Consider the following 14,001-nt stretch of genomic DNA (forward strand, 5'->3'; position numbering starts at 1 on the left):
GCGGCCTTCTTCGTCTCGAACCCCGACTGTGAGGCCGCGCTGCCATCCGGCCGCATGTACCGGACGCGCCACTTGTTTCCACGCTTTTCGGCATCAGCAGCAGCCCCCGCCCGCCGAGTCGGACGTCGCCGTCGCGCAACGTCTCGATCTCCAGGACCGGGGACGTCCAGCGAACGGCGGGATGCAGGCTCCCCAGCAGGCCGCCGATCCCGTCGCGGGCCATCGTCCTGGCGTGCCGGGACGCCTCGGCGCACAGGTGGTCGCTGAGGCCGGACCAGGAGTCCTCCAGCGCGACCCGGTGGAAGTCGCGGAGCCCGCGGACGAGGGTCCGCATGGTCTCCCCGTCGCCGCCGGCCAGGCGGGGCAGCCACGAGACCGGCGGCCGCGGACCGTAGGACCGCTCCAGCTCCTCGCGGATCCGCCGGACGGGCGTCGAGGCGACGGCGTCGAGCTCCGGCTCGAACCCGGGCACGAGCGTGTACGGCGTCAGGAAGTCGGGGACCCAGCGCCCGGGCGGCACCAGATCGAGCAGCAGGCGGGACGGGCCGGTGAGCCGCGCGCGCGTCCGCGACCGCCACGGGCCGGGAATCGGCTCCGGGCCGACCCCGCGCAGGGCCTGCGCGCCGAGAACGGTCTGGGCGAGCGGCGAGAGGCCCGGGGTGATGCGGATCCGGGTGAGGTCCTCATAGTCGAGCCAGAGCCGCAGCATGGGTCGGAGAATACGACATTTAACCTATTTCTTAAATCATTGCACTCGCCATGGAACGTACTGGAAGGTGCGGGTCATGAATCGACTCCGCCTGTTCTGCCGCACCGTTCCGCTGATGGTGCTCGCCGCGTTGACCGCGGTCGCCCTCCCCGTCCGCGCCGACGACGGCACGAGCGTGCGCGAGGGCGACATCAACGGGGTCCCCTACCGCGTCGAGGTCCCCGCCCGCTGGAACGGGACGCTCCTGCTGTGGAGCCACGGCGCGTACAGCCTGGAGTACCCCGCGCCTTCGGAGATCTCGCTGACGAACCACCCGGCCACGAAGCAGTGGCTGCTGGACCACGGGTACGCGCTGGCGGCCTCCCAGCTCCGCGTGTCGCGCGGCTGGGGGGTGGTCGAATCCGGGCTCAGGGACCAGATCGACCTGCTCGACTGGTTCACCGCGAACGTCGGGAAGCCCAGGCGCACCGTCTCCACCGGCTCCTCCGCCGGCGGACTGACCTCGGTGCTCCTCGCCGAGCGCAACCCCGGCCGCTTCGCCGGGGTGGCCTCCCTCTGCGGGGTGCTCGGCGGCACGACGGGCCACTTCAACAGCGCCCTCGACACCAACTACGCGATCAAGACGCTCCTGGCGCCCGACCTGGAACTGGTGCGCGTCAAGGACCCGCAGGCCAACACCTCGGGCGCCCGCCGCGCCCTCGGGACCGCCCTCGGCACCCCCGGCGGACGCGCCCGCCTCGCCCTCGCCGCCGCCCTCGCGGACATCCCCGGCCGCTACACGTCCCGGGCGCCCGCACCGGACACGGTCGCCGGCCAGGTGGAGCAGCAGGTCTACTACGCCGCCTACGACCGGGGGGCCTTCTGGGGCGCCAACCGCGCCGACATCGAGAAGCTCGCGGGCGGGAACCCGTCCTGGAACACCGGCGTGGACTACCGGACGCTCTTCGCCCGCTCCAGCCAGAAGTCCCTGGTGAAGCGCGCCTACCGTGAGGCCGGTCTGAGCCTCCGCGACGACCTCGCGCGCTTGAACGCGGCGCCGCGCATCACGGCCGACCCGGCCGCCGTCCGCTACCTCGACCGCTACGGCACCCCGTCCGGCCGCACGCCCTGGCCCGTCGTCACCCTCCACTCCACGGGCGACGGCAACGTCCCGCCGGAGAACCAGCGCCGGTACGCCGCCCAGGTGCGCAATCCGGCGAACCTGAGGCAGCTCTACGTCGACCGCGGCTACCACTGCTCCTTCACCGCGTCCGAGGAGATCGCGACCCTGCGAGCGCTCCTCACCCGGATCGACACCGCCCGTTGGCCCGACACCCGGCCGGCGGCGCTCAACCGCTTCGCCGCCACGCTCGCCCCTGACGCCCAGACGGTCTTCGACACAGACCCCGAGCCCGGCTTGCAGCCCACGACTCCGTCCTTCATCCAGTACCACCCGGGCCGCTACCTGCGTCCGTAACGGGCTCCACTCACAGAGGCCATGGTCCGCGGGGGCGAACCATGGCCTCTGTGCGATGAGTTCGGCGACGCGGCTGAGTCCACACTCCAACACCCTGCAGATCCTGGAGGAGCCATGACCGCCAAGGCACTACCGCCCGTCGTGGACGCCGAGACCTGGCAACGCCACCTCGACGAGCTGCGCGCACGCGAGAAGGCCGCGACCCGCGAACTCGACGCGATCGCCGCCCAGCGCCGCCACCTGCCGATGGTCGAGATGCCCGGCTACACGCTGGAAGGCGAGGACGGCCCGGTCAGCCTGGCCGAGATCTTCGACGGCCGGTCCCAGCTGATCGTCTACAACCACATGTGGTTCCCCGGCGAGGAATGGCAGTGCCCGGGGTGCACCGGCTTCACGTCCCAGTTCACCCGGCTGGAGTTCCTCGACGCCTACGACGCCCGGTTCGTCGTCGTCACCCAGGGCCCGATCAAGGAGGCCCTCGCCTACCGGCAACGCGTCGGCAACAAGATGACCTGGTACTCCACCGCGAACAGCCCGTTCGGCACCGACGTGGGCGCGCCTCCCGGCGGCGGCTTCGCGGTCAACGTCTTCCTGCGCGACGGCGACACCGTCTACCGCACCTGGCACACCAACGGCCGGGGCACCGAACAGCTCAGCCACACCTTCCCCCTGATCGACCTGCTTCCCTACGGCCGCCAGGAAGAGTGGCAGGACGTCCCCGAAGGCTGGCCCCAGTCCCCCGCCTACTCCCGCTGGCCCAGCTCCGAGGAGATAGCCGCCCGCTACGGCCAGGACGCCTGACAGCACCGCCCGCCCCGGGAAAAGCCTTCGACGCGACGCCCGGGGCGGGGCATGATCCCGAGCCCTACGACCCGCCGTGTGAGAGTGGAGGGCCATGGGTTACTGGATGTGGCTGACAAGGTACGACGGCGCCGAGGTCGCGGCCTTGCTCGATCATCCGCACGGCCTGCACGCGGGCCTCAGGCGGCTACGGACCATCTGGGACGACCTGCCCGTCGAGCTCGGCTACGACCCGTCCGGCTCCCTGGGCAAACTGGAGGAGATGGACACCCACCGAGCCTGGGACGCCCTCCACGTCCTGCTGACCGGCCACCCGAACGAGGACTACGAGCGCGCCTCCGGAGACCCGCCCGCCCGCGACGCGGTCATGGGCGGCCTCGTCATGAACGAAACCGGCGAAGGCTCCCTCCTGCACGTCCCGCGCCTCCTGCGCCCCGACCGGGTGCGCGCGGTGGACGCCTTCCTCCGCGGCCTGGACCGGGACGCGCTGATCCGTGACCGGCACGCATTCCTCAGAGAGACCCAGCCCTACTCGTTCGAGGGCTGGGGAAGGCTGCAGAGCGGCGAATCCTGGGACATGGTGGAACACGGCGTCCTCGCGAACACCTTCGACACCGTCCGAGACTTCTACGCTCGCGCCGCCACCGCAGGCAACGCCGTCATCAAGGAAATCGTCTGACCGGGAGTGTCCTGGTCCCGTGGCCTTGGCCACGGGACCAGTGGATGCAGGGACCGGCCGGGTAGGCCGACCCCCCGGTTGCACACCCGCAGGGCACCATGCACCCTGCGGGCGAGCTAGTGACGCTTCAGGCGGACGACGCCGTGGACGGCTCCGCGAACGAGGACGCCACCGGCGCCCCCGCCGACGAAGCCACCGGCAATGCCGCCGACGACTCCCCCGAGAAAGCCGAGGAAGCCCAGGAGGCCCCCGGTCAGGAGGCTTCCGACGCCGACGGCTATGGCGCCGCCGATGCCCCAGGCGACGGTGTAGGCGATGCCCCTGGCGACGCCGCCGATGACGTTCCACGACTCGTCGCTGGCGGTCGTGTCGGCGAAGAGGACGCCGATCACGACGGCGACGATGCCGGCGACGACACCGGCCGAACCGCCCCCGAGGATGCCACCGACGACGCCGCTGAGGGTGACGCCGCCGAAGACGCCGAGGACGACACCGGCAAGGGGAAAGCGAGGCTTCATGAAATCGGTCTCCTTTGCGTGGACACCCGTGGCGATCACGGGCGTCCCGGAGTACCGTCCTTCCGCCGACCCGCCGGACAACCCCCGAGGGTCAGCGTCTGCGGGGCCGGGCGAGAACGAAAGAACCCGTAGACCGAGATGACGGCTGTCGAGAACCCGGTAATCAGGAGCAACGAACAGCCGGAGGACTTCTTCCCTGGCGTTCCATGGGCCGTCTCCGACCCCATGCGAATCTGACGCCCAAATGCGGCACCCTGCGATAAATCTGGAAATATACGAATGGTCCCGCAAAACAGCCCGGGATCCACACCACCAGGGCCCTAGGGCCCCAAAATCTCTCCCACGCATTGAGGCCCTTCAGCCCTCCACGCCCCTGACTCGCACCGAGTAATTTCTTCACGAGTTGCCGAAGGGGAGATGAACAATGGGAATCGCCGTCCCGGGCAAGGCCGCCCTCGCCGCCGCCGGCCTCGTCATGACGACCAGCCTGGCCCTGGTGTCATGCGACGCGACGCCCGTTCAGGAGACCGAGCTGAGCGCCGGGGGCAGCAAGACCGCCCAGGCGGCCCAGAGCCTGACCGCCGCACAGATCGCAGCCGGTGTCACCCGCGTCGGCGGGGACTCGGCGAACACGCCCGTCTATCTCATCAGGGGATACCGGCAGACGGTCACCGACACCGGATGCGCCGACAAGTGGAGCAGCGCGGTGAAAGCGATGCGCGGCTGGGGTTGGACGGGCAAATTCCACCGGATCGGCTACTACTCGACCGACGATCCGAAGAACTGCGTGCGGATCGCCAAGGGCTCGACTGACACGTCCATCAAGGATCTCGGCAGGAATCTCGCCCAGAACATCTACAAGAACTACTCGTCCAAAGGCCAGACCGTCGACATCGTCGCGCACTCCATGGGCGGCCTGGTCGCCCGCGCCGCGATCGCCGGCTACGCGCGCCACGAGCCGGGCTGGCCGCCCAAGCTGCTGATCCAAGACGTGGTCACGCTCGGCACGCCGCACCAGGGCGCCATCGTGTCGGCGTTCTGCACGTCGAACAAGCAGTGCCAGGAGATGAGCGGGACGAACGCGTTCATGAACTGGATCGGCACGCGGCTGCCCCAGGCCGAGGGCGGCACCGACTGGACGCTGGTCGCCACCGACCGGGACCAGGCGGTCAACTCCTCCAGCGCAGCGCCCCAGTCCATCGGAGCCCAGCACCGGGTGCGCTACGCCCCGATCGCAGGCCTCCGGCACAGCGACCTGCGCGACAGGGTCTCGGGCCACTACCCGCTGAACTACAGCCTCAACGACGCCGGTTGGAAGCACATCCGGAACGGCGCACCGCCCATCCGCGTGGCCATGGACGCCATCTACTGGTCCAACAAGTGGTGACCCAGGGCTCCCTTGACCGCCCCGCGAGTGCGGTCAGCCAGAGAGCTTCGAGGGACCGACGTCCCAGGTGAGTACACCGTCTTCCGAGACCTGGGGTAGGTGACTGCGGTGCCGATAGAGGCTCTGCCCGGTCTCCAAGCTGGTGGCAATAGCGGCCATCATCTCCGGAAGTGAGGAGAAGCCCTCGGACGACTCGACGCGGTCCCACTCACGGATCGCTCGTCCCCCAGCGCGTTGGTCGACGGCCCAGTGAACCCCCGAGTCCGTGCTGGAGGCGAAGCACACCCACGAGGGATGCCACCACGGATCCAGACCGTCGTCATCCTCGTCTTCCTCAGGGTCTCCAAGGACCTGCATGTGACCGTCGTAGTCGTCCTCGATCTCTTCCAGAGACAGCAGTCTTGTCCACATGGGCAGGAAGTGGGCGATGCCTTTCCGGTTCGCCTGCCCGATCTCCGGGTCGGTCGTCCCGTTATGGCGCAGCAGCAGAGTCGCCAGGTCAACCGGCACAGGCACGCCCATCCGGGTGAAGGTGTCACTGATGTGCTCGGAGGTGGCCGGAGGGTTGAGTGTCCGATAACTGGCCGGAGCGTGCTCGGCAAGCCACATATCAATCTGATGCAACGACTCCACGAGCGGGGCACTGATCACGCCGCGAAGCCTGCTAAACACCCCCGACAACTGAGCTTCGCCGCGACCCCCGCAAGCCGGCCCGGAGGACCAGCTCGCTGGCAACCTCGCCGACTCAACTCGGCATAAGGCCGACGGGTGGCGAAGGCCCGGTGGGCGCCGGACCGACCTGCTGCTCGGCGTTGCAGGTGACGTCGAAGAGGCAGCACCTGTCGCTGGGATCTGCGGGAGCGGTCACCTTATGCACCACCCCAGGCGACGTATCCGGTCAGGGAGGAGCGCTTCGGCCCTGCGGCGTTGGGAGTCCCGTCCGGCTGCAGCTCCAACCGCCAATCGCCCGCCTGCCACCTGACGGTGAAGGTGCCCTCCACATACGTGGAGGGGTCCACTCGAGTCAGGAGGCTCACCACCGCGGTGTCGGGCCCATAGGTGATGAACTTGAACCCGGCCACCTGCGCTACTCCGCCCGCCGGCAGCGGCGGGCTCGCGCCCGTGCCCGCGCGCTCGCGCGCCAGCGCGACCTTTCCGGGGCCGTCCACGACCTGGTGCGCGAGGAACGCCTTCCACCGGGCGGAGTAGGTGAGGCGCGCGCTGATCTGCAACGAGGCGATCATCGCGCCGACCGGAGTGCGGGCGTAGCAGCTGCGCTGCCCGCCCTGCCGGACGAGCGGACCGGCGGTCGCCGAGGTCGGGAGCGCGATCGCCTGGAACAGCTCCCAGGTGACGCCGGGCGGGGCCGAGACAGGCACCTGCTGACTGGTGTCGGTCGGCCGGCAGCCCAGCGGTTTGCCGCCCCCTGCCCCGAGCGGCGAGGCGGGGACGGGAGACGCTGAGTCGTCGAGACTCTCCGAACCGGAGCCCGCTACGGCGACGACCACGCCGAGGACCACGATGACGGCCATGAACCCGGCAGCCGCCAGCAACCCCGGCCGCCGGAACACTCCAGGGGGCTCAGGGCTGGAAGGGAACGAGTCAGGGGGCTGGGCGCTAGGGGGCTGGGTCACGCCTTAGCCCCTCATCGTCGTGCCGACGAACGTGGACGCCGAGCCCGCAAGGATGCACGCGGCGAGCACCCAGACCAGGCCCTGGGCGCGCTCACCGCCCTCGCCGCAGCGATGCGAGATCGCCACCCGCCCGGCCCCGGGCGGGGCCGTTACCTGCCCCGGGTCCGGGACCGCCCCGACAAGGGCCTGGAGGTGATCAGTGACGGCCGCCGTCGCGGAGACGACATCAGGCATTGAATCCTCCGTTGACGCTGTGCAGGTCTGCGGCCAATGCCGCGTATTCGGCGGAGAGAGATCTGACCAGGGGGTCGCCGAGCCGGACCGCTTCCACCCAGGGCAGATCCCACACTTTCGGTACGCCGCCGGCAACCAGAGCGAGCAGGTCTCGCAGCGGTTCTGGTCGTCGGCCCGGTGCGTCGACGACGAGGGCCGTGCAGTCGCACCGCCCGCAGTTGCGGGGACTGCTTCCATTGCCAGGCCACGGTCTGCGCGGCACGCAGCCCATGGGCCGACGGCCGGGTCCCCAGGACGACGCGAACGGGCGTGGCAGTGCACACCGGCCCCCAATGGCCCGCGTCCATCCCGCCAGGGACGGCGGCGTGCAGCGTGCTCGTCCCGGCGCCCCCACGGCAGCCCAGAAACCACCACGGCGCGCCACCGCGCGCCAGTAGCGGGCCAAGGTCGTGAATGGGCCACCCGCCCTGACGGAAAGTGGAATAAATGCGTGGAAAAATCATGCAAACCGCCCGGAGGCCAGGAGTGCGGGGGCGGCGGGTCCTGCTGCCGTGGAGACACTTGAACCGGCTCTCCGGTGTTGCCTGACTGCACGGCCAGAACAGCCCCCACCAAGGTCTGCCGATCAAGAACTGCCGATATGGTAGGCCATCGCAGCCCACGGCACTACGTTTACCTACTACTTCCCCCATCTGCTGCAAAGTGTGATCAACAAGTAAATTGGCGCGCCTGGACCTCGTGACCAGCAGATAACCGAATTGGGCAAAATGCAGGCCAGCTAAGGGGTGCCCACGATCGAGGTTCGACGCAGGTCGTGTGGATGCCAGCGTCGGACGTCCTGGCGATCATCGTCTCCGTCGTGCTGATCGTGGTGGTCATCGCCGAGGATGCGGGAGCCTGCGGCACCGGCCAGAGCGGCGCCGCCGACGGGGCGGGCCACCCGGCGGCGTCCAACAAGGACCGCGAGGGGATAGAACGCGGCCCAGATCAGGGCGGGACAGCGCACGCACCCTGTCCACGAATCTCGCCTCACAACTCCTGCGCTCTCGCGCAGCACACCCACCGTTCCCTCGGTAAGGACGGTGTCCTGCGGCGGACGAACTTCCGGCGCGCGTCCAAATGCGGTGAGACGGTGGCCACAGGACGCTTCTGACCTGCACCTGCAGGACCCCGGCACACCGGCGACACGTTCGCGGCCGAGTCCGGGGACGCTGCGCGACCTCATGAAGCAGATGGGCCATGACAGTGTGCGGGCCGCCTGAACTACCAGCACCGGACGGCGGCAGCAGCCGGGCGCTCGCCCGAGCGACGCAAGACACGACCTGGAGCCCGCCACGGTGAAGACGACGGCTGTTCAGGCGGTCATGGCGCGCATTCCTCCTCTCCCTCTGGCGTTCCCGGCGACTTCGCTGACAGTTATAGACGCGGCCCAAGAGGGGTCGACCTTGCCAAAAGAGAGGAAAGAGCATGTCACGATCACCATGTACCAGGGCGAACACAGCGCTTCAGGTGTTGATAGCGACGAATGAGCCCTGGGCCACCTACCACGTGCGGCCACTGCTCGCCGAGGCCGAACGGCGCGGCTGGCAGCTGACTCAGGTGGTGCCCGACAAGTCGCGGATCAAGCCCGGGGATCCGGTGCCGACCGCGACACCACGAACTGCTCCGGCCGCTGACCTGCTCGTGGTCGCCGGGGCCGATGACTGGCCGGTGAAGGTCGCCGGTCGGTTTCCGAAGCTGCCCCTGGCCGCCAGCGAGCTCGCCTATCTCGGGCCGCGGCAAGCCGTTGGCGCACAGAAGTTGCGCCCGCGGCTGCGAAAGATCACCGCCGCGTCACCGGCGGCGGCCGACGCGTTCGCCGGCTACCTCGGCACGGCGCGGGGGACGGTGACCGTCGTTGGTTCCCCGCAGACCGACGATTTGCCGGAGCGGGCGCCCGAGCCGGGGCTGGTACTGGTCCTGACGAGCGTCACCCGCCCCGACCCGACCGGGGAAGCGGCGCCCGGCACCGCTCTCCTGCTGTCGGCCGCAGAGAAGCTGCGGACGGCCGGTAAGCGGATCATGGTCGGTCTGCACCCGAGGGAGAATCCCGCGTTGTGGGCCCGATATGAGATCAGCCAGGTTCCGTCGCTGAACACCTCGGCACGGGCTGAGGCGACGATCGGGATTCTGGGAACAGTGTTCCCTCTGATCGCCGCCGTGGGCACACCTCTCGTGGGGTGCACAGATCCCGCGCTGAAGGTTCCCGACCATCTGCTCAAGGTCTGTTCGTCCACCATCGACGATGCCGCGCTCGCGGTATCGGCGGTGGCCAATGCTCGGCCTCCGGCGTCCGAGACGCTGCGGGCCAGCATCGGACCGGTCGGCGGGTCGGCGGCTCGCCTGCTCGACATCTGGTCGAGGGCGGCATGTGGGGATGTCCCCTGACATCGCACCATCTACCCGAATAGAGGCGGGAGGGGGCTTCCCCTCCCGCCTTACCCTTCCCGCACGACGTACAGCACCACGACCTGCACAGAGCCCCCCACTTTGGCCGCGAGGCCACCTGCGCTCAGGCCCAACCCCCACCATTGATAACCGTCACGGACACGCTCCTGCCCCTCCCGGAGCCGGATTGCCCCCGCCGGAGGGGTGTTGAATCCCTTGCGGGATGTACGCTCCCGCTGTCCCGACAACAGGCGCTCCGGGGTGCCGATGCCCAAGCGGCCGAACCGGTGGGAGTAAGAGGCGGCTCACGGGGCGGCCGTACGCGCGACGTGCGATCGACGGACCTGAGCAGTCCCCACCAGACCCGGCCTGTCGGCGGTGGCGCGGCCCTGACGACGACGGAGCGGGCGCAGCGCTCGCGATCGTGGGCTAATGGCACGCTAATGGCACGAGACCCCGTTTCCGATCTTGGAAACGGGGTCTTCTGGCTGGTGGGCGCGGCAGGTTTCGAACCTGCGGCCACTCGCTTGTAAGGCGAGTGCTCTACCCCTGAGCTACGCGCCCGCGTTGCCGGGAAAGCGTACCTGGTTCTTGGGGGCGATCGCGAAGCGGCAGGGTCAGGAGGGCAGGTGGATCCAGTCGCCCTCGGGTTCGGTGTAGGCGTCCAGGGCGTAGGGGCCCCATCTTGCGGCCCCAGCCGCTGGACTTGAAGCCGCCCCAGGGGCGGCTGGGTCGGGCTGTAGAGGTGGCGGGACGAGACGTAGTGCGCGGCGGCGATGGTGTCCGGGGACAGGTCGGGGTCGTCCAGGTGGCGCTCGATGTAGGCGCGGACGCGCAGCGTCAGGGTGCGGCGCCGCGCGTCCGGCGCGGGGGCGTCGAGGTGTTCGGCGAGCAGGGTGGCCAGGAGGTCGACGATGTTGTCGCCGAGCCGGAAGCCTTGATCGCCGATCTCGTCGAGGCGTCCGCCGAGCTGGACGAGGAGCGCCGACAGCAGGGCGCGCCTCGGCGGCCGGAGACGCGGGTGGCTATTGATCCCGGCGATGGCCTCCTCCGGCAGGTGCAGCAGGCGGCGCGGGAGCATGAGGACGAGCTGCCGGTAGGGGTCGTCGAACGCCAGCGTGTAGGGGCGGGGGGTGTCGTAGATCGTGAGATCGCCGGGGACGAGGGCGGCCTCGCGGCCGTCCTGGGTGAGCAGGCAGGAGCCGCCGAGCTGGACGCCGATCTTGTAGTGGCCCGGGTCGGAGCGGGCGATCAGGGGGCCGGTGCGCCGCACGGTGTGCGGGGTCGCGGCGATCTCGGTGACCGTGAGCGCGCCCAGCTCGGCGCAGCGCATGCGGCCGTCGAAGCGCTCGGGACGGGACGTCTCCGTGCGCAGCGGCACGAACGCGTCCGTCACGGCGGACCGCCAGTGGTCGAACCGGTCGGCGGCCGGGAGGTCCGATGTCGCGATGAGCGTGGACATGCGCGTTTCCCCAGATCAGGCTTCTGCCGTCCACATGGTGCCCCGTCCGGGCCGGGTGCGCCGGTCCCGGACGGGGCGGCGGCTCAGGTCATGGCCTCGCGGACGAGGTGGGTGTCGGCGAACTGCTCGAAGCCGGTGATCAGCCCGTCCTCCACCCGCCACACGTGGACGAACCGGACGCGCATCCCCTTGCCGGTCGCGCGGTGGGTGCCCGAGTAGTGGCCGATCGCGACGACGGTCCCGTCGCCGCCGTCGACCAGTTCGTCAGGGTCGGCGCGGAAGCCCTTCCAGTCCGCGCCGAGGCGGCCGAAGACCCCGGCCTTGATGGCGTCCGTCCCGACGTAGGTGCCCGCGTAGGGGAACCCGGCCATCTCGGTCCACGCCACGTTCTCAGCGAACTTCTCGACCATGCCGGCCAGGTCGCCGCGTTCCGAGGCCGCGTAGTGGGCCTTGACGATGTCGTACGCCTCGCTCATGTGCCGTCCTCCCGGTGTCAAGGAGCAAGTCCAGCGTCTCAGAGTGCCGTGGTTCTTTGCTCTGCCCGAACAGTGCTTGTCCGTCGCGGCACGGTCAGAACGCCGGCGTGAGGTGGTTCGCGGCCGCCGAGCCCGCGCCCACCACGATGACGTCGTGCGTCACAGGTGCCGGCCAAACCAGTCGGCGGCCTGCGCGGTGACCTCTTCGAGGGCTCCGGGCTCCTCGAACAGGTGGCCCGCCCCGGAGATCACGTGCACCTCGGACGAGGCGAGGCTGCGGTGCGCCCGCTCGTTCAGCTCCAGGACCTCGGTGTCGCGCCCGCCGACGATCAGCAGGACGGGGGCCCGGACCCTCGCGAGGGACGGGCCCGCCAGGTCGGGGCGCCCGCCGCGGGAGACGACCGCGGCGATGCGGGGGCGGGCCGCGGCGGCGCCGAGCGCGGCGGCCGCGCCGGTGCTCGCCCCGAACAGGCCGATGGGGAGGCCCGCCGTGTGGGGGGCGGATTCGAGCCCTTCGGCGAGGCCGTCGACCGCGCCGACGAGGCGGCGTGTGAGCAGGTCGATGTCGAAGCGGAGGGCGGCGGTGAGCCGGTCGGCCTCCTCCTCGGGCTCGGTGAGCAGGTCGATGAGGAGCGTCCCGAGGCCGGCGGCGTTGAGGCCGGCGGCGACCGCGCGGTTGCGGGGGCTGTGCCGCGAGCTGCCGCTGCCGTGCGCGAAAAGGACGACGCCCCGCGCGCCGTCCGGTATGTCCAGGTCGCCCGCCAGCTCGGCGTCGGGCAGCCCCAGCGTGATCATGTGTTGGGCGGCTCGGCGCTGATGTCGGCGAGGGCCGAGCGCTCGTCGCGCTGGACGGCGAGGTCGCCGATGGACACCATGCCGATCGGGCGGTCGCCGTCGACGACCGGGAGCCGGCGGACGGTGTGCGCCCGCATCAGCCGCACGGCCTCGTCGGCGTCCGCCCCGGGCCCGACCGTGATCAGGTTGGTGCTGCAGATCTCGGCGACGGCCGTGCGGGACATGTCCCGGTGCTCGGCCACGGCGCGGACGACGATGTCGCGGTCGGTGACCAGGCCGCGGAGCCGCCCCTCGTGGACCACCAGGACGTCGCCGATGCCGTGCTGGCGCATGAGATCCCCGACCTCGACCAGGGTCGTGTCCGGGGACACCGCCACGGGCGCGGGCGTCATGACTTCGTTCACCTTCTGGCCCATGCGAGACCTCCCTCGGTGGCTCGCGTACCCAGCGGCGGACGGGATATGTCTGGCCGCGGCAGGTCTAGGCGGGCGAGTCGGGGCCCTCCCGCTCGGCGAGGAAACGCTCGAACTGCGCGCCGAGCTCGTCGGCGGTCGGCATGTCCTGCGACTCGGCCAGCAGGTTGTCGCGCTCGGCGGCGCCCGCGAACGCGTCGTACTGCTGCTCCAGCGCCCGCACGACCTTCTCGACCTCGTCGTTGCCGTCGACCTGCTCGGCGATGTCGGCGTCGGTGGCGGCGGCCGCCTCCCGCAGCCCGTCGACCGGCAGCACCAGCCCCGTCGCGGAGACGACGGCCTCCATCGCGGCGACCGCGGCGGCCGGGTAGGCGGACTGCGCCAGGTAGTGCGGGACGTGCACCGCGAACCCGACGGCGTCGTGGCCCGCCTCGCCGAGCCGCAGCTCCAGCAGCCCCGCGGCGCTGCCCGGCACCTGCACCTTGTCGAACCAGGAGTTGCGAGTGATCAGCTCGGGCCGGGTGGCGTGCGAGGTGGTGCCGACGGGACGGGTGTGCGGGACGCCCATCGGGATGCCGTGGAAGCCGACGACCAGCCCGACGCCGAGCCGCTCCACCAGGTGCACGACGGACGCGGTGAAGCCCTCCCAGAGCCGGTCGGGCTCCGGTCCGGACAGCATCAGGAACGGGCTGCCGACCTCGTCGTGCAGCAACCGGACGACCAGCTCGGGCGCCTCGTAGGCGGCCCAGTGGTCGCGGTCGAACGTCATCGGCGGGCGGCGCGCCCGGTAGTCGATCAGGGAGTCGACGTCGAAACGGGCGATGACACGGTGCTCCAGCGCCTCCAGGAGGTTCTCCCGCACAAGCTGCCCGGTGGACCCCGCGTCCACGAAGCCGTCCAGGCTGTGCAGCAGCACCGGACCCGTCATCTCCGGCAGATCGGAGTCGAGCTCGTACAGATCCTCTGGGTTAAGCAACTTCTCCCCCACCTCTACATGTCCTCAGACAGAC

15 protein-coding genes, 1 tRNA gene and 2 pseudogenes are annotated in these 14,001 nt (G+C 70.3%); 7 read left to right on the top strand and 11 right to left on the bottom strand.

The window, feature by feature from the left end:
* Positions 1 to 709 (bottom strand): annotated as a pseudogene (locus tag AB0C69_RS10560) (hypothetical protein); the annotation flags it as partial.
* A gap of 76 nt (positions 710 to 785) precedes the next feature.
* On the opposite strand from AB0C69_RS10560, the gene AB0C69_RS10565 reads away from it, so the two are divergent.
* The 3 genes from AB0C69_RS10565 (at position 786) to AB0C69_RS10575 (ending at position 3,645) form a co-directional block, all read left to right on the top strand.
* The gene (locus AB0C69_RS10565; RefSeq protein ID WP_345178558.1) at positions 786 to 2,165 is read left to right on the top strand and encodes an alpha/beta hydrolase-fold protein; all 1,380 of its coding nucleotides are present in this window, start codon (positions 786 to 788) and stop codon (positions 2,163 to 2,165) included.
* A gap of 114 nt (positions 2,166 to 2,279) precedes the next feature.
* Complete coding sequence (locus AB0C69_RS10570; RefSeq protein ID WP_360352385.1) at positions 2,280 to 2,966, top strand: DUF899 family protein; 687 nt, start codon at positions 2,280 to 2,282, stop codon at positions 2,964 to 2,966.
* Positions 2,967 to 3,060: 94 nt separating this feature from the next.
* The gene (locus AB0C69_RS10575) at positions 3,061 to 3,645 is read left to right on the top strand and encodes a DUF1877 family protein (RefSeq protein WP_360352388.1); all 585 of its coding nucleotides are present in this window, start codon (positions 3,061 to 3,063) and stop codon (positions 3,643 to 3,645) included.
* 116 nt (positions 3,646 to 3,761) lie between these two features.
* Here AB0C69_RS10575 and AB0C69_RS10580 read toward each other — a convergent pair whose 3' ends face one another.
* Entirely contained in the window at positions 3,762 to 4,202 is a 441-nt protein-coding gene (locus AB0C69_RS10580) for a hypothetical protein (RefSeq protein ID WP_360352391.1), read from the bottom strand.
* A 385-nt stretch (positions 4,203 to 4,587) separates the two neighbouring features.
* Between AB0C69_RS10580 and AB0C69_RS10585 the strand changes: the two genes are divergently transcribed.
* Positions 4,588 to 5,550, top strand: a complete 963-nt coding sequence (locus AB0C69_RS10585; RefSeq protein ID WP_360352394.1) for a hypothetical protein — start codon at positions 4,588 to 4,590, stop codon at positions 5,548 to 5,550.
* A gap of 33 nt (positions 5,551 to 5,583) precedes the next feature.
* Here AB0C69_RS10585 and AB0C69_RS10590 read toward each other — a convergent pair whose 3' ends face one another.
* From AB0C69_RS10590 to AB0C69_RS10600, 3 genes are all read right to left on the bottom strand, one after another.
* On the bottom strand, positions 5,584 to 6,201 hold the full coding sequence (locus AB0C69_RS10590; RefSeq protein WP_360352397.1) for an SMI1/KNR4 family protein: 618 nt from the start codon (positions 6,199 to 6,201) through the stop codon (positions 5,584 to 5,586).
* A gap of 218 nt (positions 6,202 to 6,419) precedes the next feature.
* Positions 6,420 to 6,929, bottom strand: a complete 510-nt coding sequence (locus AB0C69_RS10595; protein ID WP_360352400.1) for a hypothetical protein — start codon at positions 6,927 to 6,929, stop codon at positions 6,420 to 6,422.
* Positions 6,930 to 7,187: 258 nt separating this feature from the next.
* On the bottom strand, positions 7,188 to 7,418 hold the full coding sequence (locus tag AB0C69_RS10600; protein WP_360352403.1) for a hypothetical protein: 231 nt from the start codon (positions 7,416 to 7,418) through the stop codon (positions 7,188 to 7,190).
* 820 nt (positions 7,419 to 8,238) lie between these two features.
* Between AB0C69_RS10600 and AB0C69_RS10605 the strand changes: the two genes are divergently transcribed.
* From AB0C69_RS10605 to AB0C69_RS10615, 3 genes are all read left to right on the top strand, one after another.
* Positions 8,239 to 8,571, top strand: coding sequence for a hypothetical protein (locus tag AB0C69_RS10605; protein ID WP_360352406.1), 333 nt, complete (start codon positions 8,239 to 8,241; stop codon positions 8,569 to 8,571).
* 184 nt (positions 8,572 to 8,755) lie between these two features.
* Positions 8,756 to 8,947, top strand: a complete 192-nt coding sequence (locus tag AB0C69_RS10610) for a hypothetical protein (protein ID WP_345178571.1) — start codon at positions 8,756 to 8,758, stop codon at positions 8,945 to 8,947.
* A complete protein-coding gene (locus AB0C69_RS10615; RefSeq protein WP_360352410.1) occupies positions 8,928 to 9,845 on the top strand; it encodes a hypothetical protein in 918 nt (305 codons plus the stop codon). The genes AB0C69_RS10610 and AB0C69_RS10615 overlap by 20 nt, the downstream gene beginning before the upstream one ends.
* Before the next feature lie 489 nt (positions 9,846 to 10,334).
* On the opposite strand, the gene AB0C69_RS10620 is transcribed toward AB0C69_RS10615, so the two are convergent.
* From AB0C69_RS10620 to AB0C69_RS10645, 6 genes and pseudogenes are all read right to left on the bottom strand, one after another.
* Positions 10,335 to 10,409 (bottom strand) — tRNA-Val (locus AB0C69_RS10620).
* 337 nt (positions 10,410 to 10,746) lie between these two features.
* Positions 10,747 to 11,307 (bottom strand): annotated as a pseudogene (locus AB0C69_RS10625) (AraC family transcriptional regulator); the annotation flags it as partial.
* An 83-nt stretch (positions 11,308 to 11,390) separates the two neighbouring features.
* Positions 11,391 to 11,783: a nuclear transport factor 2 family protein gene (locus AB0C69_RS10630; protein ID WP_360352413.1), complete on the bottom strand. Its 393-nt coding sequence runs from the start codon at positions 11,781 to 11,783 to the stop codon at positions 11,391 to 11,393.
* A gap of 159 nt (positions 11,784 to 11,942) precedes the next feature.
* Positions 11,943 to 12,578: a dienelactone hydrolase family protein gene (locus AB0C69_RS10635; RefSeq protein ID WP_353832768.1), complete on the bottom strand. Its 636-nt coding sequence runs from the start codon at positions 12,576 to 12,578 to the stop codon at positions 11,943 to 11,945.
* Positions 12,575 to 12,994 carry a CBS domain-containing protein gene (locus tag AB0C69_RS10640; protein WP_360352416.1) on the bottom strand — a complete coding sequence of 140 codons (420 nt, stop codon included), beginning with the start codon at positions 12,992 to 12,994 and terminating at the stop codon, positions 12,575 to 12,577. Before AB0C69_RS10640 ends, AB0C69_RS10635 begins: the two co-directional genes overlap by 4 nt.
* A gap of 64 nt (positions 12,995 to 13,058) precedes the next feature.
* Positions 13,059 to 13,967, bottom strand: a complete 909-nt coding sequence (locus AB0C69_RS10645) for a PAC2 family protein (RefSeq protein ID WP_345178581.1) — start codon at positions 13,965 to 13,967, stop codon at positions 13,059 to 13,061.
* Positions 13,968 to 14,001: the final 34 nt, after the last annotated feature.

This window comes from Actinomadura sp. NPDC048032 (assembly GCF_040653175.1).
GTDB lineage: Bacteria > Actinomycetota > Actinomycetes > Streptosporangiales > Streptosporangiaceae > Spirillospora > Spirillospora verrucosospora.